Source organism: Mucilaginibacter antarcticus, from assembly GCF_042686155.1.
Taxonomy (GTDB): domain Bacteria; phylum Bacteroidota; class Bacteroidia; order Sphingobacteriales; family Sphingobacteriaceae; genus Mucilaginibacter; species Mucilaginibacter antarcticus.
The window spans coordinates 1-21710 of the sequence record NZ_JBHUON010000038.1; the positions used below are offsets into that span (position 1 = coordinate 1).

Here is a 21710-nt window from a genome sequence, read left to right on the forward strand (position 1 = left end):
CTCGCTATAGCCCTGATCGTTGTGCAATGCGGCGGAGACCCGGGTTTGTTTTTCAAAACATAAAAATGGTCGGAATTTCTTCCGACCATTCGTGCCTGAAAGGGTGGCTTTTTTAGTTTCAATTAAATGGTATCGTTACTTAAGGATGTCATCTATCAAGCTCAACTCTTCCTGGCTAAACTTGGTGTTATCCAGGCATTTTAATGAGTCGAGCAGTTGTTCTGGTTTGCTGGCGCCTACCAATACCGATGTAACCCGATCGTCTTTTAAGATCCAAGACAATGCCATATGGGCCAGTTTCTGCCCGCGTTGTTTAGCAATTTCGTTGAGCTTCTTGGCTTGTTCAACCCTTTCTGGTGTAATGCTGTTTTCTGTGAGCGAATCTCCAACTTTTAAGGCTCTGGAGTCAGCCGGGATACCCTTTAGGTATTTGTCGGTTAACAAGCCCTGGGCCAGTGGCGAAAACGGGATACAGCCTATACCCTCTTCCTGCAACACATCCATCAATCCGTCCTCAACCCAACGCTCAAACATAGAGTATTTGGGCTGATGGATAATGATGGGCGTACCCATTTGCTTCAACATCTGTATAGCCGCCTTAGCTTCGGGCGCTTTATAGTTGGAAATTCCCACATACAAAGCCTTACCCTGTCGAACGATCAGATCTAAGGCTGCCATGGTTTCTTCCAATGGTGTTTCCGGGTCCGGGCGGTGGTGATAAAAAATATCTACATAATCAAGCTTCATGCGTTTAAGGCTCTGGTCCAAACTTGATACCAGGTATTTTTTGCTGCCCCAATCGCCGTAAGGGCCATCCCACATGGTATAGCCGGCCTTTGATGATATAATCAATTCGTCGCGATGATCGCGGAAATCGGTATGCAAAATCCGCCCAAAGCTTTCTTCGGCTGATCCCGGCGGCGGGCCGTAGTTGTTAGCAAGGTCAATGTGGGTAACGCCATGGTCAAAAGCTGTTTTCAGAATATTACGGCTATTCTCCATAGTATCGTAACCGCCAAAGTTTTGCCATAAACCTAATGAAACAGCAGGCAGCTTTAAGCCGCTTTTACCGCTGCGTTTATAAGGCATTGAATTATATCGTTCTGGTGATGCTTGGTAAGACATGTAGATTGTTATTAATTATATTTAATTGTCCGCTGTCAGATACCTCGAACAGCGATTTTGTGTTTATATAAATTGTTTATAAGAACCGTCGTTGCGAGCGTAGCGTGGCAATCGCACGGAGAGCGGCATACGTCACGGAAAATTCGCGATTGCTACACTCGTTCCTCGTTCGCAATGACAAGGTGGTTTACTTCTGCAAATTCGCCTTCAAAAAGTAAGTATTAAAAAACATCAAATGATAAACCACCGAATTTGCCCAATACTGCGAGGTGTGCGCGCCGGGGCGGGCGGTAAAATCATGCGGGATATTACGGTCGGCCATTTTTTCGTGCAATTGTACGTTAACGCGGTAAAAGAAATCATCCACCCCGCAATCAAACGTAATAGCTAACGAATTTGGTTTGATAAGATAGAGCAGATTAGTTACTGTGTTTTTCTCCCAAAGCTCCGGGTTTTCGGCATAAGTACCTAAGCGCTTAGCCATATCCCAGTTATTAGGGAAGGGGCGGATATCCACCCCGCCGCTCATGGAACCCACGGCCCCATAAACATCCTGGTGACGGATAGCCAAATACATGGCACCATGCCCGCCCATACTTAGCCCTGAAATAGCACGTCCTGTTTTGTTTTTGATCGTCTTATAATTCTTGTCGATAAAGCCCACCAGCTCTTTAGACACATAGGTTTCATACTGGAAATCTTTATCTATCGGGCTGTCCCAGTACCAGCTGGTAACGCCGCCATCTACGCCCACTATCATGATGTGGTATTGGTCTGCCCAGTTAGCAATGGCCGGGTTAAGGCCAATAAACTGCTTGTAATTGCCGCCTGCGCCATGCAACAAGTATACTACGGGGCACTCCTTACTGGTTTCATAATTGCTCGGGGTAATTACCAGCGCTTTGATCTTTTTCTTCATCACATCGCTGTAAGTCTCAACGGTGTCAACTTTGGCTGCTTTGGCAAATGTTAGGGTAAATAAAAGGCAGGTAAGCAGCAATAAATATTTCTTCATTGGTATATTAGTTAACAGGTTTAAAGGTAAGGGCGCGCATGTTAATGTGCTGCCAGCCGTCGGCAACAGGTGTTATGGTAATGGTATTTACACCGGCTTTTTTAATGTTGATCTGTCCCAGCTGATTCACTTGATATCGGCCATCGTTACCGGTTGCTTTGGCTGTAGCTTTTAAAGCTTCGTCACCAATTTGGATGGTAAACGCATTGCCTTCGCTAACAGCAGCTACCGGAGCTTCAATAGTATAAATACCCGGCTTGGTAATTTTTATCTGCCATGAAACGGTTGCTTTGGGGCTGGTCCAGTAACCAAAATTTGGCGGCGTATGTTCTGACTGTACGCCGTTTTTCAGATCCGCATCAGCAGGGCTTAACACAAATGAGCCATCAGCATTTGCAGACGGAATAACAGCCGTTACCTGTGGCTTACCTTTTATGGTCAGTTTTATAACCGTCGAGTTAACATCTCTTGCAGCACCTGTTAAGGTTAATACCTGTCCGTCGGCTACTTTTTTGCTTTTAAACATGGTAGATCCGCTTAACAATTTGGCTGATAGGATCTGGTTATCTAGGCCGGGTAAAAGCAATTCGCCATTAGCAGGCCAGTCAAATACATGCAGGTACAAAGTAGTGTTAGCACCCGCGGCCTTGGTAGTTACCCTACCCCAGCTTATTTTGCGGAACGGGCTTGCCGTTGTACCGTAAACAGACTCGCTGTTTACCTTCATCCAGGTACCAATATCTGCCAATCGCTGCGTGATAGGCTCCGGGAAAGTACCGTCTGATTTTGGGCCGACGTTCAGCAAATAATTACCACCCTTTGATGCAATGTCTACAAGGTTACGTATCAGTGTTTGGCTTGATTTCCAGCGCTCATCATGCATTTTGTAGCCCCAGGTATCATTCATAGTCATACAGGTTTCCCAAAAACGACCCGGTATACCCGTTGCCGGGATGTATTGCTCAGGCGTTTCAATATCGCCCTGCACATCGCCACCCAAACGATTGTTGGTAATCATGTTTGGGTACTGCTTAACAAGCGGCGCAAACTTAGCAGCGCGCTCTTTGGTCATGTCGGTTGGTACGTCCCACCAAAGCTCGCATACATCGCCATAATTGGTCAGTATCTCCTTAATTTGTGGAACGGCTACTTTGTCCAAATAATCGTCAAAGCTACCGTCCTGCTTTTTGTCCCAATGGCCACCGGCGGCAGCGCCGCCCGGGTTAGACCAATCGTTGGCCTGCGAGTAGTAGAAACCCAGTTTCATACCCTGTTTGCGGCATTCGTCGGCTAACATTTTTATAACGTCTTTGCCGTAGGGTGTTTGTTTTACGATGTTCCAGTCGCTGGCCTTTGAGTCAAATAGCGCGAAACCATCGTGGTGCTTGGTAGTAATTACAATGTACTTAACGCCGGCAGCTTTTGCTGCCTTTACCCACTCGGCAGGGTTATATTTTGTAGGATTAAAAGTTTTAGCATATCCCTGATAAGTATCCACCGGGATCTTAGCTTCGTGCATTATCCACTCGCCCAAACCGGGGATCTTTTTATCCTGGTAAACCCCCGCCGGCACACTATAGACGCCCCAGTGAATAAACATCCCGAAACGCGCTTTGCTCCACCAGGCCATACGGTTTGTTTCAATAATGGCTTTTTTAACAGTGGCTTTTTTCGGCTTCGGGTCGCCTTTTGCGGTAGCAACGTTAACGGACAACACAAATGCTGCAGCAGTCAAAACGACGCTGCCTAAACGAGTATATTTTAACATTATCAGCTTAATAAATATCTAACTAAACTTTAGGCTCCCAACCCGGTGCATACGTGCGGCTCCACAGTTTTTGTGCATCCGCGTCGTTTTTAATGTGACCGTTTGTTGGGTCTATATGTAAATCGCGGCCCACCCGCCAGGCTATATTACCCAGTTGCATGGCTACAACGCTCTTGTAACCAAGCTCCACATCGCAGCTTGGTTTGGTATTATTGCGTATCGCGTTTAAAAAGTTAGCTACGTGCAGGCTATCCATACCCAAACTTGGGCTCGCAGTGTTACGACCCTGGATAGACGCGTCCTCTACCGGGCCTTGTTTTTTAACCTCTTTTACCACCTTACCGGCAAGGTCATAAATAGTATATTCTTCGCCGTCGGTATCAACGCTGCCATTGTCGCCATAAAAAATAACGCCACGGTCTGTACCCTCTATTTTACGCCCGTTAGAGCTGCGGTTTTCCCACATCAACGATACGCGGCCAGGATAATCCATACTTACAATCTGGGTATCCGGTGTTTGCCAGGCATCTTTAAATTGGTAACGGCCACCTACAGATGTTACACGGGTAGGGAAATCAACGCCCAAGCCCCAACGTGCCAAATCCACTTCGTGCGTGCCATTGTTCAGGGCCTCGCCGGTGCCATAAGTCCACAGCCAATGCCAGTTATAATGAATCAAACCATCCTGGTAAGCCTGGCGCGGCGCAGGGCCCTGCCAAAGCTCGTAGTTTAACCACTCTGGCACGGCAGACGGTTTTAGCTCTAACGATTTACGGGCATTGGTATACCAGCATTTAGCAAAATATACGCGGCCAATAACTCCCGCATGCAGCTCCTCTACACATTGTATAGCCAATGGCGACGAGCGGCGCTGTGCACCCATTTGTACTATCTTTTTATATTTACGGGCTGCCTCAACTGCCAATTCGCCTTCGCGGGGGTTATGGCTTAGTGGTTTTTCTACATAAACGTGTTTATTTGCCTGGCAACCCATAATGGTCATAGGCGCGTGCCAATGGTCGGGGGTTGCTATGTATATGGCGTCTACATCTTTGTCTTTTAAAACATTACGGAAATCGCCCTCGCCCTTTGGTGCATTGGCTAATTTGGCAGCAGCCTGAATTTTTTTCTGAACAAGCGGAATGGTGCGCGAGTCTACATCGCAAACACTGATTACCAAACAATTGGCTTGCTTGGCAAAGGTAGTACACATGCTGCCACCGCGGCCATTAAGCCCGATGATAGACACATTGATACGATCATTCGCGCCTATAATACGATTATAGCTTTTAGCTGTAAAGCCAAAGGTTTTGCCGGCCATAGCCACACCGCCGGTAGCGATAGCTACCTTTTTTATAAAGTCTCTTCTCTTTTCCATTGTTGGTAAGATGTATTTTGGTTAATTGGTTTGGGTAACTAAGTTACAATTATTTACATATCAGCGTGTAAACGTACCAGGTGTTTTTGTAATAATTTGGTTAGGAAAGATTGGTGGCTGGGTAATACTATAATAACCGGCGAACAAGCCGTTTGCATTTCCCACAAATCCCGCTTAACTTCCATCACCAATTATGATGAAAAAATACTTACTGCTTTTAGCTCTTGCTCCCTGGTGTTTTGCCAAAGCGCAAACACCCGAACTCAAACGCATTTTTAATGGGCGCGACCTGCAAGGCTGGACCACCTTCGCCGAAAAAAAAGGGACGGACACCAGCACGCAAAATCTTTTTAAAGTTGAGAACGGCGAGATCCACGCGTCCGGGCAAAAGTTTGCTTATATCGCTACTAAAAAAAGTTACAGCAACTTCCATCTGTCGGTAGAGTTTAAGTGGGGCGACAACCGCTACCCTCCCCGCGAACGCGACAAACGCGATGCAGGCATCTGTTTCCATGTGCAGGCTGAAGATAAGATCTGGCCAAAGTCCATTGAATGCCAGATACAAAAGGGGGATGTAGGCGATTTATGGCTGATAGGCTATACAACCGCTGTAGTAGATGGCAAACGCACTGAGCCCAAGGACTATTCGCGCGTATTTAAAAAGGGCGATGCCGAGCTACCCAAAGGCCATTGGAACACGGTTGAAGTGATATCAAAAAACGGCACATTTAAATATATAGTGAACGGCGTGGTGGTTAACGAGGGCGAACGGCTAAGCATAACCAGCGGCCGTATTTTACTGCAGAGTGAGGGCGCCGAAGTGTATTACAAAAATGTTAAGCTGGCGGAGCTTGACTAACATTTAAAAGGATAAGCTTTAACGCTTACGCTAACATCTAAAAAGCCGCTCTATTATGATAAATAAAGCGGCTTTTTAAGATGTACTAAATCTCGTCGTCTTCAACCTCGTCGGGGTCTGCAATAACGTCATCTTCGTCGTCAAGGACGGTTGATATATCGTCCTCGTCGTCTTCTAAAACGTCGTCTTCAACGTCCAGTTCGTCGTCACTGTCCTCCTCCAGTTCATTGTAGGTTGTGTCAGTTGTTTCGTCCAATGATACATCCTCGGTATCTTCCGGCTCAGGCAAATTGTATAAATTCATGGTAGTTTTTGTTTAGGCTTGTGGTATAACAAGCCCCGTGCCGCATTGCTGATTTCCAGATTATTATTTTGTTAAGAAATGTTTAGCGAGCACTACCAATGTCTTTAGCAATTTTTTTGTCTTTCACCATCAGGCGGGTAGCCAGTTTATTTTGTTTTCTTTCTTCATCGCCCAGTATAATACCCCAGGGCTGCAGGCCGTCTACATGGTCAAAAATGATCTTTATAACTGCTATACATGGGATAGACAGAAACATGCCGGGTATCCCCCATATCATTTCGCCGGCTACTACACCAATTACGGTAACTAAGGCATTGATCCGCACTTTTGATCCTACTACCAGCGGCAGTAAAACATTGCTGTCTATAAGGTGCGTAACCACCAGTGTTACTATAACCCAAATAGCCTGCGTACTGTCCGGCGAAGTGCCCAGGGCCACAGTAGCGCTAATGCACAGTGCTACAAAGATGCCCACATAAGGGATAACGTTAAACAGCCCGGTAAGTATGCCTAACAATATGGCATACCTAACCCCCATAAAAGTAAAGGCCGTGCTAACCCCTATGGCCACAATAGCCATTTCTATGAGTAAGCCAATAATGTATTTGCGAATAATGAACTGTACTTGCTCAATGATCTTGTACACCGTAAGCTTATTTTCTTTCAAGAAAACGGATTCCAAAAACTTCAAAATCAGCCGACGATACAGTAAAAAGAAAAACGTATAGATAAATGTAAACACCAAAAACAACAGGATAGACGATACCGACAATACCGTGGCCCCAACGGCGGCAGTGTCCGGCGACAGTACTTTGCTGGTAGCGGCGTCGGCAGCCCTAAGCTGTTTACCCCTGGATATGTGGAAATTATCCTGTACCCAGCCCCTAAACTCCCATAGCGTATTTTTTATCTGCTCCTGAAACTGCGGCCACTCTTTATACAAGTCGGCTAGTTGCGTGCCGATTACATAGATCAACAATCCTACAAAGCAAAGCAATAATATCACGGCCACCATAGATGCCGCGCTGCGGGGTAAGCGTAATTTAAACTCGAAAAACGCCGCTAACGGCAATAATAAAATAGAGAATAAGCACGAAAAAATAAGCGGCGAAAGGATTTCTTTAGCGACGATCACCATAAAACCAATGGCGACAAGGCTAAACAATACTGCAGCCAGCTTGATATAAAAAGGGAAATTGGTAAAAGTTTTCAGGTCCATAGTTGGGGTATTAATAGTGCCGTAAATGCGCACCGCGATGTATGAACATTTTAACCACACTTTAGTTTGACTGGAGGTGATGGCTGGTAAAAAGTTTAATAATAGCAGGATGCCTAAGCCGGGGAAAGGCAACGCCACACGCGACATGCGCTCAACTATAAATTTATGTTTAGATTTAAGGAACAAAAATTGCTACAATCCGCCGGAAACATTTGTTATGACAGGTATGAAAAAAATACTTACGCTACTTTTATTTAGCCTCGCGATAGCCAACGTAGGCACTGCACAAACGGTAACCGGGCCCCTGGGCGAACGCTTTGGCGTACGTGTGGTTACCAGTAATTTGGCCGACCCCTGGGAAATTACGCTTGGCCCGGATGGCTACCTGTGGACCACCGAATCTAAAGGTTACCTGCTAAGCAGGATAAAACCGGCCAGCGGACAAAAAACGGTATTGCTGGATCTGAATACAGAGCGCCAATTTCCGCGCTATGATAAAATGGGCAGAGCGGCCGGTGGCAAACCCTGGAGCGCGGGGGGACTTATGGGCATGGCCCTGCACCCGCAACTATTAAACGGTAAACCGTATGTATACCTCATGTATGTTTATAAATATGAGGGGGCCAACAAAGAAGGCAACGGCTGCGCTGTTAATTATGGCGGCTGCGCCTTTAAGGGCCGCGTTGTGCGTTATACCTACAACAAGCAAACCCAAAAACTAACTGACGCAATCATTTTGTGCGATAGCATACCGCAAAGCAATGATCATAATGGTAGCAGGCTTACCCTGGCCCCGGTAGCCGGCAAAACCTACGTATTTTACAGCACCGGCGATATGGGTGCCGGTCAGTTTGGCAACGCCGGCCAACCCAACAACGCGCAAAACAAAAATAGTTACGAAGGTAAAATACTACGCTTTAATACTGAGCCTGATAAAGATGCCGGTGCTTTTGACCGCTGGATACCAAACGACAACCCTCTTAACGCCAGCCGCCAAAGTGCCGTGTATAGTACGGGCCACCGCAATCCACAAGGCCTGGCGTATGCTGTAGTAAACGGTACCGGTTACCTGTACGAGAGCGAGCATGGCCCTTTTTCTGACGACGAGATTAACATCATTAGCAAAGGTAAAAACTATGGCCACCCGTTGGTTATTGGCTATGCCGATGGTAACTATAACGGGCTGGCCGCAGGTATTACTGATCACGAGTCCCTGCCCGGTAAATGGCATACGAGTTACCCACTTATTGTCGACGAAAAAGCAAACGCCGCTGCTATGGGCAATGCTTACGGTAACCCGCTAATAACACTGTATCCAAACAGCAATGCGTTTTTAAGCCGGCTTTTTCAAAATAACGGACGCGGCGGCTGGCCGTCTGAAGCACCGAGCAGCCTGGATGTTTACACAGCAAACGCCATCCCCGGCTGGCAAAACTCGTTGTTAGTACCCACCCTTAAAGGCAATAAGTTAATACGTTTAAAATTAAATCAAAAAGGCGACGCCATAACCGGCGATACCATAGGCTATTTTAAAAGCAAGGCGCGTTACCGCGACATAGCCCTGTCACCCGATGGCAAAAAGATCTATTTGGCTACCGATAGCTCCGCCACATCATCCAACCCATCAAGACAAAACCCGGGGCAGATCAATCAAGCCGGGGCAATAATTGAATATACTTACCTGGGGATGAGTGGTGAAATGGATAAAAAGCGTAAATAATCAGGCCCGGACTGATCATTTACGCAGTAGTAGGATAAGAGCTTGGTCAGGCTGAGCCTGTCGAAACGCAGTGCGAGGGCCTTATCCGCTATGGTTTGATGGGCTCACCATTGACATCGGGTAAGGGACTTAACAATAAATTATTTTTGCGCTAACGCTGCCAATAAACTTTCCAAATCCTCTAGTGTCGCGGTAAACCCTGATTTAAAGCCTTCAAGCAGGCCTTCCATCCTTTCGAAAGATTCGTTGTAGATGAGGATATTCACTTTGGTGATGCCATCTTGTTCGCTAAAGGTATAATCCCAGTCTGAGCCTGTTGGCTGCGGGTTTTCGTCTTTATCAGCGAAAGTGTTGAACATTTTAAAATTGGTTTTTGGCGTAATGGAGGTATACTTTTGCAGCGCCCAGCTTTCCTTTCCTTCGGGACTTACCATGGCGTAAAACCTTTTGCCACCTACTTCAAAATTCATGTATTTGGTTTTGGCGGTGTAAGGTGCCGGGGCCACCCATTGGTCCAATAACTCGGCCTTGGTGAAGGCATCCCATACCAGCGACAGTTCGGCCGCAAATTCGCGGGTGATGGTTACCGTTTTAGCTGGCTTATCAATAGTGAAATCAAATAATAAGTTATTTTTCATTTTCGGTTTTTTTAATTGTTGCTAATAAATTATCGAGCTGGTCAAATTTGGTTTCCCAGATCTTTCTAAATTGTTCAATCCATTTGTCCACTTCCTTAATTTTATCCACCTCCAGCGAGTAGTAGATTTCCCTACCTTGCTGCTCTTGCTTTACAAGCTGGCATTCGGTTAAAATTTTTAAGTGTTTTGATACGGCCTGCCTGGTGCTATTAAAGTTGTCGGCTATGGCGTTAGGTGTCATTGCCTGCAAGGCAATCAAAGTAATAATGGCCCGCCTGGTTGGGTCGGCAATTGCCTGGAATATGTCTCGTCTCATGGGATGTATTTAAATTTAGGAAACCCTTCGGTTGCAAATATATGTGCAACTCTTCGGTTTCGCAAATTTATTTATGTTTTTTGCCAACTATCAATGAATCGCCGGTACCAGATAGGCTTTACTCAACATAGAATTGAGCGGCCCAAAACTATCAATCCCGGTGCCGCACCTGCTAAACATAGGTTATGATGCAAACACAAACTGATCTGGACATCGCCTTATGTGTATGACAAAGGCAGCTTGGTACAAGTGTTTGGATTATAAAAATCAAAAAAATAGTGTAAGAAGCAGGGCTAAAATGTCCGCGTTTTTTTATTTTATTAATTTGGTTGATGCGATGTAAGCTGCTGGCTCGTACCTTAAAGTATGTTGTCACCCCTGAGCCCGTCGAAGGGGCGCGCGAAGGCCTTTGCGCGCTGATGCTACATGTTCACCATGACAACCCGTGAGCACCCATCCCGCTATTGGAAGTCTGTAGTCCCAGCGACTATAGAAAAAAGTCTTTAGATGACCAGATTAATTGGTAATATATTTAGAAGAGATCAGCAATAACAAAGTACGATCAGCTTTCGCTTCATCATAATTTTCTTTAAGCAGCTGGTTTACATGCTTGTTTTTCAATTTGACGGCTGCCATTTGTAATATTTGAAAAGAAGCCATTTCGACGCTTTCGATGTTCTGGAGATAAAATATAATGGACAGATCCCTTAACTCAGGTTCGTCCTGTTGTTCGTTTATCGCTTCAAAGGCATCTTCAATCAGGCCCGTCAATCCATGAATACTGCCATGAGCAACTTCGCCATCCAGCAAAGTATAAATTATCTGCATTCTTGCTATTTGCTTTTGAACATCCTCAACCGTTTCTTCAATCGCATTTTTAAGGTCGGCAAACTGAACCTCGTCGGCGAGCGCTGGGAGTTTAGAAACAAGGTGAAGCTTGGCCGCATAGATACGGTCAAGATGCTTTAAGAAAAAAATTTTAAGTTTATCAGAACCTAAGTTTATCTTTTTCCACGAACTATGCTGATCAGGTTGTTCACTCATAACGGCTATTTTGGCCGCTAAGGTAAAAATTCTTTAACTTTAGTAAGCAAATAATAAATATCAAAAGGCTTGCTAACAAAACCATTTGCACCGCAACCGCGTGCTAATACAGCAACATCTTCCTCTGCAGACACAAGCAGTACAGGAATATTAGCTAAATCCATTTCGGTTTTGATCTCTTTACAGATTTCCGCACCTGTTTTGCCGAACCCGGCTATCCTTACATCAAGTAAGATCAGGTCAGGATGAAGTACTTTTATCTCTTCGGTTGTTGTTCCGGTTTTAAACAATATTGGCTCATATCCCTCCTCTCCAAAAATTATGTCCAATATGGACAATATATCATCATCATCATCAATAACCAGTATACGTTTAGACATCATTAGGATTTTACACTATTAGTCAAAAGTTGTTCCAATTAAAATATTACAAATGGTTTTGGTTAATTTCTAATTAAAATCAAATCACATTAACTCCGTAGCATCAATACCATAAACCTCTTTAAACAGCTTGCTAAAATGTGCGCGTGATTTGAAACCGGCAAGGCTTGAAATTTCGGCCACGGTACGGTACTTACCGGATGCAATAGCTTCCCAGGCTAATTGTAACCTGATTATCCTAACCAGTTTATTTGGTGTGATACCTAAAATTCGGTCAACACGCCTGTATAACTGGCGTTCGCTTAAGGCTAATTCATCACTAATCATATGAAGCGTTAAATCTAAGCGGCCCACATATTTTCTAACCGTACTTTCAAAATTGCTTAACCATTGTTGGTCCAGCGGCGATGGTTCGTGGTTTACTTTTGCATTTACCTTAAGTTTAGGTATGATCAAAGCTTTAGCATTAACGTTATTTTGACCTGTTTTAAATCGTTGTTTATGGTCATCATTGATCATAGCCAGGATAAGGGATATCCGGTCAAATTCTTCTATTTGTTTTTTGTAGGTTATATTTTTGGCAATTGCAAAAACCAGTTTGTCCCTTATTATAGGCACAAATGTCCATGAGAGCCAAATGATTTCACCGGTTTTAGCGATGTATCTGTTTTCAAAATTCAATAATGGCTCGCCTTTTCTCAACGTGTTATGCTTCTGCGCGGTGATCTCGCGGTCGTCCGGGTGAATAAAGGTGTTGACAGGTGAGCCAAAAAGTTCCTCCTTGCTGTAACCTAATGTATTGGATACAGCGGAATTGATCTTTTTGAAGTATCCGTCATCACCAGCAATACAAAGCATATCCGGTGATAATTCAAAAAAGTATTCTAAATCCAAAACGACATCCGGGCTCAACGTTTCCATGTTCTTCTATCAGATAGTTTGTATGCTATTTTTTAATTTTCGAACACTTATATCATTATAAAAATCAAAATAATAACTAAGGGTAAATTGTTTTAAATTTATTTTAACTGATTTAATTATGTCAGTTTTAGACACATTTTGGCGGTTTTGTGAACAATTTATAATTCATCTTTACCGTTTATTAGCAGAACCGAATAATCTATTATAAATCTATTCTAAACATTATTGCGTAAAACAATAATGATTTGTTATTTACATATCGATGAACCGATAGGTTCTTCTGCTATAATTTCAAGTACAATATTTTGGGAGACCTACTAAATGATATTCATACGCTCAGGACGATTATAAACGCCTCGCCCTTCCCTGTCTATTTGTGCAAGGGCGAAGATATGATTGTCACTATCGCTAACGAAGCCACACTAAAGGCCTGGGGGAAAACGAATTATGTGATAGGCAAGCCGTTTCATGAAGTTTTGCCAGAGTTAGAAAATCAGCCCTTTAAGCAGTTGTTGCTGGATGTTTTATCATACCGGAATTACCCATTCGTTTAATGATCAGCGCGCGGATATCGTCGTTGACGGAATATTGCAAACCTTTTATTTCAAATTCTCTTACCAGCCTTTTAAAGACCAGGACGGACAGATAACCGGTGTATTTTGTTTCGCCAATGATGTTACTGAACTAGTGCTGTCAAGGCAAAGGTTGGCTGCATCAGAAGAATCGGCAAGGTCAGCAATTGCTGCAGCGCGCCTGGGGACGTTTGACAAGGATCTGGTTACCGGTGAAATGTTTTGGGATGCAAGATGTCGGGAAATGTTTGATATCGCGCAGGAGAAACAAGTTTCTTATGAGGATGACTTTTTACCCGGACTACATCCTGCCGACCGTGAGCGGGTGAATAGCCATATTGTAAATTTCGCGTTTATAAAAGCGTTATCCGATGGCGATTATGATGTGGAATATCGGGCGATTGGCGCCGGTGATAAAAAAACCCGCTGGATAAGATCAAGGGGTAAAGTCTTTTTTAACGATGACAATCACCCCATTCGTTTTATAGGGACCGTGTTTGAGATCACCGACATTAAGTTAGCTGACGAAAAAAGTGCCTTGTTATCTGCTATTATTCAATCATCCTACGATGCAATTATCAGTATAAACCTGCACGGCATGATTGAAAGCTGGAACAAAGCTGCCGAAAGGATGTTTGGCTTCACTTCTGACGAAATAGTCGGTCAATCTATATTGAAAATTATCCCGCCAGAAAAGGTCGAAGAAGAACGGCAAATATTATATGGCTTGAAAAATGATGAACGCCTTGAGCACTTTGAAACAAAGCGCCTTACAAAAGATGGCAAACTTTTAGATATTTCTATTACGGTATCACCAATAAAAAATGATGCCGATGAAATTATCGGCCTCTCTAAAATCGCGAGAGATATCACTGATCAAAAATTGGCAGAAATGCGTAAAAATGACTTTATTACCATTGCCAGCCATGAATTAAAAACCCCGTTAACTACCATAAAATCTTACGTGCAGTTACTATTGGCCAAAGCACGGGCCGCGGACGACGCATTCCGGATAGATGCACTGTCCAGGGTTGAGAAGCAGGCTAACAAAATGTCGGTATTGATCCAAAACTTTCTTAATAATGCCAAACTGTTAGAAGGTAAATTTGACTTAGATGTTGAGCGATTTAACATGCATGAGTTATTATTAGAAGTTGAGCATTATGCAAAGATATTATCGCCTACACACCAGATAGTGCTGAAAGATTGTGACGATGTTTCTGTAGTAGCCGACCGCGATAAGATAGCGCAGGTTATGGAAAACCTGGTCAGCAATGCCGTTAAATACTCCCCGGTTAATACTACCATAATTATTGGCTGTAAAAAGATCAATGGCCAGGCACAGATCTCTGTTACCGATACCGGTATTGGGATTGATAAGAAAGATCAGGGCAAATTGTTTGACAGGTTTTACCGCGTTGAAAATGACAAGCTTAAAAATGTCGCAGGTTTTGGAATAGGCCTGTACCTTGTTGCAGAAATATTGCGATTTCATGATAGCAGGATATTAGTAGAAAGCACTGCCAACGTTGGATCAAAATTTTATTTCAACCTGCCGATTTCAATGGATTAAGGGAAATAAGATAAGGTTTTTCTTATGCCGTTGTTGGTGTTATCACCAACAAAAGCGAAGTTATAAGTCACTCAATCTAAAGATACCTTCCCGCTTTTTATATCCTCAATTTGCTGATAGGTGTAGGGCTTGTACACAACCCCGAGACGTTTTGCATTTGCTTCTACAGTGCTGTCAAAGCCGGCTTCTTTTCGGCGCTTATTTACATTGGCTGCATCTTGTATTGGTACTACGTAGTGTAAAAAACGCTTTTTGCCGGTTTTAGGATCTGTAAAAGTTTCGCCGTATACCTGCGTGCCGTATACCTGCTCTTTATGCTCTTGAAGTCGCTTCCTGTCCAGCATCATGGCCACATACATAAAAGGCAGCTCCCCCTTCTTACCTGCCTCTTCTATCAATGGATAAAATTTGGGGATCTTGCCCGCATGCTGCACCACGTAAAATACGGCCAGGTTTGCAGGCTCGCCCACTAAAGTTTTACCAGGATAGCCATATTGTGATATGATCTTTTCAACTTTAATCATATTAGCCGAATCGATCTTATGCGCATAGTTCCAAAATTGCTTGATCAACACCTCTTTTGGCTGGCCAAAAAATACTGCCAGCGAATCTTTTTGCTTTTCGCTGGTTTCGGTATCATTTATAGCGCGGATGCCTTGGTCCGTTTGCAGGATCGAGTCCAATTGCACTTTTAATTGCAGATTGATCTTAGATTGGGCGATGCAGTGGAAGGATATCAAACAAGCTGCTATAACAAGGGTTGTTTTCATGGTGTGATTAGGTGAAGGAATTGTTACCTAAAGGTAGGAATACATGCAATGAGTTGCAAGTAAGGATTCCGTGACAGGAGGATCGTTTAATGTTAGTCAGTTTGTAATCCCGGACTAACTTTGTTGCGGATCTCCCGATCCGCGTGGGGCATCGGGTATGCAGATTGCAAATCGCCTGGTAAGCTGATACGGGATTAAGTCCTGCACTATTGGAAGCAGCCGGAACAGTGCATTATTAATCAGCACGACAAACAATATCGTTGTAATATATTTAATACAAACATATCGCCGCTAAAAGAATTTGATTAAACCTTTCATGTTAATTAACGTTTAAAACAAACACCCCATTAAAAACCAATTTATATATGAAAAAGTTAATTTTATTTTCCGTTGCCGTTTTAGGTTTAAGCTTTGCGTCATGCAAAAAAAGTTCTAATACAGAGGGTACCACCCGGGTTACTGTAAAAATGACCGATGCGCCGGGTGCTTATGACGCCGTGATCCTTAGCGTTAAACAAGTTGTTATCCTTTCCTCAGGCGGTGAAAGAACCGTAAATGTTAATGGCACCCCTATCGATATTCTCCGTTTCAGAAACGGCAGGGATACCGTGCTTGCGGGAGTTGATGTTCCGGCGGGCCGTTTGCAGGAAGTTCGTTTAGTATTGAACAATACTGGTAACAGGGTAGTTATCAATGGCATTTCTTATGATCTGAATACCCCAAGCGGACAAACGTCAGGCGTGAAACTCAAAGTACAGGATGACCTGACCCCGGGTATTGCCTACACGTTACTGTTAGACTTTGATGCCGCACAATCAATTGTGACAACCGGTAACGGCAAATACAATCTGAAACCGGTGATCAGGGCCATTCCAGCTGCTGTATCCGGCGCTTTGACAGGCATGGTTGTACCGGCTGCTGCTTTTCCAAAAGTTTATGCTATTATGGGGACAGATACTGTTGGTACGGTTACTGATGCTACCGGTAAATTCTATTTCCCTGGCTTAGCTGCAGGTTCTTATCGGGTAAACTTTGCACCTATAGCACCTTATGCAGGTAAAACCGTAGACAATGTTACGATAGTTAACGGTTCGGTTAAAGACTTGGGTAGCATTGCCATAACCCAGTAAAAAGCCGTAGTCCCGTTATAAGTTCAAAGCGGGCTTCTGTAAAATAGTGGATCAGTTTAATGAGTAAGAATGGACTACTCATTAAACTGATTTTTTTGCGCTTTTTTTGGCAACAATATTAAGGTGACACCTGGGGATAGCGCGGGAAATCCGTAAAACTGGTCCTGGATTACTTTATGCCGTTGTTGGTGTTAACACCAACAACTATATGCCTTGAATAGGATCCGAGGTTCCATCCAAGGACTTGTTGGTGGTAACACCAACAAGGGTGAAGGAATTAGTAGAAAGCACTGCCAACATTGGATCAAAATTTTATTTTAATCTGCCTATTTCAATTGATTATTACAAATACGATAAGGTTTTTAAAAATGCCATATGTTTTTGTTATGATTAGGCTAGTCAGTACCCAGGGAAATTAGCAAAATTTTCAACTTACATGCTTAGCTTTATGTTTACTTAGATTTATAAGAACTAAATTTATATTGGTAAGTGGCCGTAAAATAACGTTTTAATATCTGTTGTTCAGAGGTAGTAATAGAGTTCTGCCCGGCATATCTATAGACGGATATGTTTTGGTCAAAAAGATCATAAACCGACAACTTAAGCTGGCCCTTATCCTTTTTCAACATTAATAAAGTTACCGCCAAATTTACAATGTTGCTTGATCGCTGGAAGCCCTGGCCTACCTGCGGCCGATAATTGTAATTATACTTGGCTTCAAAAACAAAATGAACGGGCCAACGTACACTAATATCGCTGCCAACAGTGTGCGTTAATGTATTTACTGTTGCGTAATTAACCTCTTTATATCTGGTTGATTGGATAGTAAACTGGTAATTAGTATTAATACTAAGAACTTTATTATAATTGAAATTAATATTTTGGGTAGTGTTAAACCTATAATCATATTGGGTGCCTTCATCGGCATTCAAGAAAAAAGCCGCTTTGTAAAGACTACCGCCAAAACTATTGCTTAACCCCATTTGCCATTTTTGCCGCGCTTTAAATTGTTTGTCGATATTACCGCCAAAATTTTCTCTTATGCTGCTGTTCCTGTTCACAAAGTTTGTTGTATGTGCGCCTACAGCATCAATAGTTGTTTTGGAGATAATTGCGTTTTGCAAAAGGGTTACCCAAGTCCAAAAGCTAATATTTAGCTGTTTGTCGTTATTATATTTATAATAATTTAACCTAAAATCGTGTGTCCTGCTCGGCATTAAGTCGGCGTTTCCGGTCACCTTATATAATGCATTATATACTCTGGTAATTGGCAGCATGTTGTCTATACCAGGCACGTCATAAGCTTCGGTGTAACTCGCAGAAAAGCTCTTGACATTAAGTTCTACCGATGGAAATAAGAGAAAATATTTTTTGTTGATATTGCGTACTGTATCAATATTAAAATAGTTGGTTACATTTTGAGTCTCAAAGTCTAAGCCCACTTTAATACTAATATCGTCTTTAAACTTGTACGTTAGTACCGGCTTTATATTTTGCACAAACCAATGGCGTACCAAGTTCTTTCCTAAGGAATCATTAAACAAAGTATATAAACCGGTAGTCTGATTTTTATCAAAAACAAACTCTTTACCGGTTATTAAAAGGTATCTGCTATTGGTATTTAGCTCAGCGATAATTTTTTTTGTAATTGGATGATAGTAGTTAGCGCTTAGGCCGAACGTATTGTTTACAGACCCTTGGTCGTCAAGCCTGTCCAATAATTGCGTTTGAATTGACGACACATAAGACACAATTTTTTGCAAGCTATAAGAGGAATTACCGGTATTGTTTAAACTTATCGACTGATTTAGGGTGATAGATTTGCCCTTATGTCCCAGTTTATGGTAAAACATAAAGTTGTGGCCGAAGTTATTGCTGTTGTCATCGCCCGATTGATTAGTAAAGGACGAAGTTATTGGACCTTGAATATTGCTGGTACTGCCTGCATAAATATAAGTGCTTGGGCTTGTTTGAAAACTGAAGTTAGGTGTATAAAGAATGCGCATATTACTATCCGGCTTCCACTCTATCGTCCCGCCAATAGCTTGTTTCCGGCTGATGTTGTTATTGCTGCCCTGGTATTGACTGTTCAACACCGTTTGATCTGTAGTTTGCTGTGATTGGTTTTTACTGGTGTTGACGGTATTTGTACCAGTGTAGAAGTACGTAAGGTTCATCCGCAGCCTTTCGCCATAATCATTGTTAACGTTTAGGCCGCCAGAGGTAATGCTCTGTATCCCGCCACCCCAATTCTGCCCCCCAAAGGTCCCGTCGTAGTATTGGCCGCTTTGCGATCTGTTAAACCCGCCCATAGTATATAATTCATCCTGAGAAAAACCGGTTGAATTAAGATTGTTCGACAGCCCTATCAAACTAACCTGCAGGGTATCCCTAAAGTTACTCAAAATGCCGCCAACCTCATACCTGCCGCGCGTTCCTATCCCCCCGTATAACTTACCCAATGTGCTCTTCTTAATCTTATTCTTCATTTTAAGATTGATAACCTTCCCAACATCTTTATCGCTAAGTTTATGGTCGGGGTCATCCTCGCGGTCGTCATAAACTTGTATTTTGTCAAGCATATCTGCGTCAAGGTTTTTGGTGGCTACTTTGGGGTCATTACCAAAAAAACGCTTTCCGTCTATCAATAAACGATTTACTTTTTTACCATTCACTAATATGCTTCCGTCGTAGTTAACTTGTACGCCTGGTAGTAGCCGCAACAAATCCTCGACTACCGCATTAGGACGGGTCTTAAAGACTTCGGCATCGAATTCGATGGTATCTTTTTTCACTGATATCGGCGTGCGTTCGCCTTTTATAACTACTTCCCGCAGGCTTCGTGCAATCAAGGTTAATGGTCCCAAGTCTGTCGACACATTAGGCTTAAGCTTGAGCGCTTTTCTAAAGGTGGTATATCCCATAATAGAAATTGTCACACTGTTGCTAATATCAATGGGCAATGCGCTAAGTTTAAATGAGCCGTCTTTTTGGCTAAGCGTATAAGCTATAAGCGAAGTGTCTTTTTGGTTAAATATGGCGATAGTAGCACGCTCAATGGGTGCTTTAGATATAGAATCTAATATTACGCCCTTAATGGAGCCGCGCTGTGCTAAAGCAGTCGAAGCAAGTATCGACAGCGATAACATAAGTAAAATTGATTTTTGCATAAGGTATGCCCACTACGGATAAATTGTGTTAGGCGGATTAGATTTTATTAAGTCGATTAAAAATATTAATACTTAAGTGATAAATGATTAAGTTTAACAATTGAAAGGTTCTTTTAACAATTTTTAACTATAAGTTTCGGCGGAAGTGGTGTTTTTCAGTGGTGCCGTCCAGAAAGTCAGCCACTGCGGCTTTTTGCGAAGAACACTTGCAAGCATAAAAACCCCTGAGATAATATACCAAAAGACCCATATCTGTTCCTGTCCCCGCTGGGTCTCTAGACAGAAACCCTGCTATGCACGATGCCCTCCCTCGCACCAACCACGCAGGGTCTTACGAGCGACCGCTGCGAAGACAATTTTGATTATTGATTATTCAAGCGCTTCACCACCCTATGCACGGTACTAAACGAAACACCGGTTTCGGCGGCTATGGCGCGTACGGTTAGGCCCTGGTTATTTAGCTCGGCAATGCGCTCTTCGGTTATTTTGCGTTGCTGCTCGGTGTAGTGCAGCAGGTGCGTGGCTTCGGGGCCAAAGCCGGTAAATTCCAGTTGCAAAAAATTAGCTGGCTTTGCCAATTGGCAAAGGGCAACGTTGTTTGCGCCATATACCTCGGTGCCGCTGCGTTGCTTTATTTGTTTAAGGTAGCGCAGGCCGGGGCTGGTTTGGCTTTCGCCTATGGCAAAGGCACTGTCGGCAAAGTTGATGAGCATTTTGCTGCCTTGCAAATCGTTACGCGTTACCGGTTTGGCAGGGTTACGTTTGGGGGTATGCGCCAGCACCAGTACAGACAGGCCATACTTGTTTTTTATGGCTTGCAGGTTTTTCATCAGGCTTACGGCGCTGGCCGCAGCTTCGGTACCGCTGCGCAGGCAGGTAATATTATCAATGATCAATATGCGCGCCTTGGTGGCCACCAATACGTTTTCTATCCCGTTGTTCAGGTAGTCGGCATAGCTGTCAAACCTGCGCGCGCCTACCGACTCGGGGTTAAAAACCAGGCGGTAAAAGTTGGCGCTAAAGGGATAGTTGCCATCATGGAAACTGCTATAACGCTTTTCGAACTGCGCGGCGGTAAGCTCGAAATCAAAATACAGCACCTGTTCGGCAGGTCGCGCCGGGCCGAAACCGGGGATAGCCTCGCCCCTGCTCAGGCTGTCGCCCAGCTGCACCGCCAGGATAGATTTGCCCACGTTGGTATCGGCAAACATAATGCACAGCTCGCCCTCGTACCAAAAATGATCGAAGAGCTTATCGGCAGAGCGCAGCCTGTTTTTACCTGTGGTTAGCCAGTCGGCAGCTTTTTTAATAATGAAAGCGTCTTTGCTGTCGGGCGGGCCTTGTAAATAATTGTTAAGCTGTTTGGTTTGTTTAGTCGTTAAAGGCTTGCGGGCCGCCTCGCGGCGCAGCAGCTCAATCTCGGGCGGGCGACCAAGATTGTCAAGCAGGTTAGCATCACTCATAATAAAAGATTTTATGCAAGGTAGCCCGCCCAGCGCTGAATTATGGTGACAGTGTTTTGTCAGTAGGTGGGGTATTATGCGTAATTGAAAAGCCGGGCCCAGTGCGATTCCCTCCCCCGGGAGGGTGTAGGGAGGGGTTTGACAAAGCGGCTAAACCCCTCCCTGCCACCGCGCCTGCCAACCGCACCCCTCCCGAGGGAGGGAGTGAATGGCGTAGAATTTGATTAGAATCTGTTGTTTTGTGTCATTGACTTGTCCTGCTATAGGTTGACAAAACTGATGGACAAATGGACAAACAGAAACACAAAAACAAACAAAAGATTATAGCTGAATACTTGCTTGGGG

At 43.7% G+C, this 21710-nt stretch carries 19 protein-coding genes; 5 read left to right on the top strand and 14 right to left on the bottom strand.

What is annotated here, in order from left to right; genetic code table 11:
- Positions 1 to 135: 135 nt before the first annotated feature.
- From mgrA to ACFSYC_RS19195, 4 genes are all read right to left on the bottom strand, one after another.
- Positions 136 to 1125 (bottom strand): L-glyceraldehyde 3-phosphate reductase, encoded by a 990-nt coding sequence (gene mgrA, locus ACFSYC_RS19180; protein ID WP_377130476.1) that lies wholly within the window; start codon positions 1123 to 1125, stop codon positions 136 to 138.
- A gap of 187 nt (positions 1126 to 1312) precedes the next feature.
- Complete coding sequence (locus ACFSYC_RS19185; protein ID WP_377130477.1) at positions 1313 to 2140, bottom strand: alpha/beta hydrolase; 828 nt, start codon at positions 2138 to 2140, stop codon at positions 1313 to 1315.
- A 7-nt stretch (positions 2141 to 2147) separates the two neighbouring features.
- Positions 2148 to 3908: an alpha-L-fucosidase gene (locus ACFSYC_RS19190; protein WP_377130478.1), complete on the bottom strand. Its 1761-nt coding sequence runs from the start codon at positions 3906 to 3908 to the stop codon at positions 2148 to 2150.
- Positions 3909 to 3930: 22 nt separating this feature from the next.
- Positions 3931 to 5286 (bottom strand): Gfo/Idh/MocA family protein, encoded by a 1356-nt coding sequence (locus ACFSYC_RS19195; RefSeq protein WP_377130480.1) that lies wholly within the window; start codon positions 5284 to 5286, stop codon positions 3931 to 3933.
- Between the two features lie 193 nt (positions 5287 to 5479).
- On the opposite strand from ACFSYC_RS19195, the gene ACFSYC_RS19200 reads away from it, so the two are divergent.
- Positions 5480 to 6145, top strand: coding sequence for a 3-keto-disaccharide hydrolase (locus ACFSYC_RS19200; protein WP_377130481.1), 666 nt, complete (start codon positions 5480 to 5482; stop codon positions 6143 to 6145).
- 85 nt (positions 6146 to 6230) lie between these two features.
- Here the strand turns inward: ACFSYC_RS19200 and ACFSYC_RS19205 are convergent, their stop codons facing one another.
- Positions 6231 to 6449 carry a hypothetical protein gene (locus ACFSYC_RS19205; RefSeq protein WP_377130482.1) on the bottom strand — a complete coding sequence of 73 codons (219 nt, stop codon included), beginning with the start codon at positions 6447 to 6449 and terminating at the stop codon, positions 6231 to 6233.
- Positions 6450 to 6531: 82 nt separating this feature from the next.
- Positions 6532 to 7815 (bottom strand): AI-2E family transporter, encoded by a 1284-nt coding sequence (locus ACFSYC_RS19210; protein ID WP_377130483.1) that lies wholly within the window; start codon positions 7813 to 7815, stop codon positions 6532 to 6534.
- 79 nt (positions 7816 to 7894) lie between these two features.
- Here ACFSYC_RS19210 and ACFSYC_RS19215 point away from each other — a divergent pair, with 79 nt between their 5' ends.
- A complete protein-coding gene (locus ACFSYC_RS19215) occupies positions 7895 to 9388 on the top strand; it encodes a PQQ-dependent sugar dehydrogenase (RefSeq protein ID WP_377130484.1) in 1494 nt (497 codons plus the stop codon).
- Between the two features lie 140 nt (positions 9389 to 9528).
- Here ACFSYC_RS19215 and ACFSYC_RS19220 read toward each other — a convergent pair whose 3' ends face one another.
- The 5 genes from ACFSYC_RS19220 to ACFSYC_RS19240 all read right to left on the bottom strand — a co-directional run bounded on the left by ACFSYC_RS19220 (position 9529) and on the right by ACFSYC_RS19240 (position 12687).
- The gene (locus ACFSYC_RS19220; protein WP_377130485.1) at positions 9529 to 10026 is read right to left on the bottom strand and encodes an SRPBCC family protein; all 498 of its coding nucleotides are present in this window, start codon (positions 10024 to 10026) and stop codon (positions 9529 to 9531) included.
- Positions 10016 to 10342 carry an ArsR/SmtB family transcription factor gene (locus ACFSYC_RS19225; protein ID WP_377130487.1) on the bottom strand — a complete coding sequence of 109 codons (327 nt, stop codon included), beginning with the start codon at positions 10340 to 10342 and terminating at the stop codon, positions 10016 to 10018. Before ACFSYC_RS19225 ends, ACFSYC_RS19220 begins: the two co-directional genes overlap by 11 nt.
- A 516-nt stretch (positions 10343 to 10858) precedes the next feature.
- Positions 10859 to 11386: a DUF892 family protein gene (locus tag ACFSYC_RS19230; RefSeq protein ID WP_377130488.1), complete on the bottom strand. Its 528-nt coding sequence runs from the start codon at positions 11384 to 11386 to the stop codon at positions 10859 to 10861.
- Positions 11387 to 11403: 17 nt separating this feature from the next.
- The gene (locus ACFSYC_RS19235; RefSeq protein WP_377130489.1) at positions 11404 to 11769 is read right to left on the bottom strand and encodes a response regulator; all 366 of its coding nucleotides are present in this window, start codon (positions 11767 to 11769) and stop codon (positions 11404 to 11406) included.
- Between the two features lie 81 nt (positions 11770 to 11850).
- Positions 11851 to 12687, bottom strand: a complete 837-nt coding sequence (locus ACFSYC_RS19240) for a PAS domain S-box protein (protein WP_377130490.1) — start codon at positions 12685 to 12687, stop codon at positions 11851 to 11853.
- Between the two features lie 305 nt (positions 12688 to 12992).
- Between ACFSYC_RS19240 and ACFSYC_RS19245 the strand changes: the two genes are divergently transcribed.
- The gene (locus tag ACFSYC_RS19245) at positions 12993 to 13241 is read left to right on the top strand and encodes a hypothetical protein (RefSeq protein WP_377130491.1); all 249 of its coding nucleotides are present in this window, start codon (positions 12993 to 12995) and stop codon (positions 13239 to 13241) included.
- The gene (locus ACFSYC_RS19250; protein ID WP_377130492.1) at positions 13207 to 14832 is read left to right on the top strand and encodes a PAS domain S-box protein; all 1626 of its coding nucleotides are present in this window, start codon (positions 13207 to 13209) and stop codon (positions 14830 to 14832) included. Before ACFSYC_RS19245 ends, ACFSYC_RS19250 begins: the two co-directional genes overlap by 35 nt.
- A gap of 71 nt (positions 14833 to 14903) precedes the next feature.
- Here ACFSYC_RS19250 and ACFSYC_RS19255 read toward each other — a convergent pair whose 3' ends face one another.
- Positions 14904 to 15602 carry a hypothetical protein gene (locus ACFSYC_RS19255; protein WP_377130493.1) on the bottom strand — a complete coding sequence of 233 codons (699 nt, stop codon included), beginning with the start codon at positions 15600 to 15602 and terminating at the stop codon, positions 14904 to 14906.
- Positions 15603 to 15967: 365 nt separating this feature from the next.
- On the opposite strand from ACFSYC_RS19255, the gene ACFSYC_RS19260 reads away from it, so the two are divergent.
- On the top strand, positions 15968 to 16732 hold the full coding sequence (locus tag ACFSYC_RS19260; RefSeq protein ID WP_377130494.1) for a DUF4382 domain-containing protein: 765 nt from the start codon (positions 15968 to 15970) through the stop codon (positions 16730 to 16732).
- Between the two features lie 452 nt (positions 16733 to 17184).
- Here the strand turns inward: ACFSYC_RS19260 and ACFSYC_RS19265 are convergent, their stop codons facing one another.
- Positions 17185 to 19902, bottom strand: coding sequence for an outer membrane beta-barrel protein (locus ACFSYC_RS19265; RefSeq protein WP_377130495.1), 2718 nt, complete (start codon positions 19900 to 19902; stop codon positions 17185 to 17187).
- Between the two features lie 362 nt (positions 19903 to 20264).
- Complete coding sequence (locus tag ACFSYC_RS19270) at positions 20265 to 21365, bottom strand: AAA family ATPase (protein WP_377130496.1); 1101 nt, start codon at positions 21363 to 21365, stop codon at positions 20265 to 20267.
- Between the last annotated feature and the right edge of the window lie 345 nt (positions 21366 to 21710).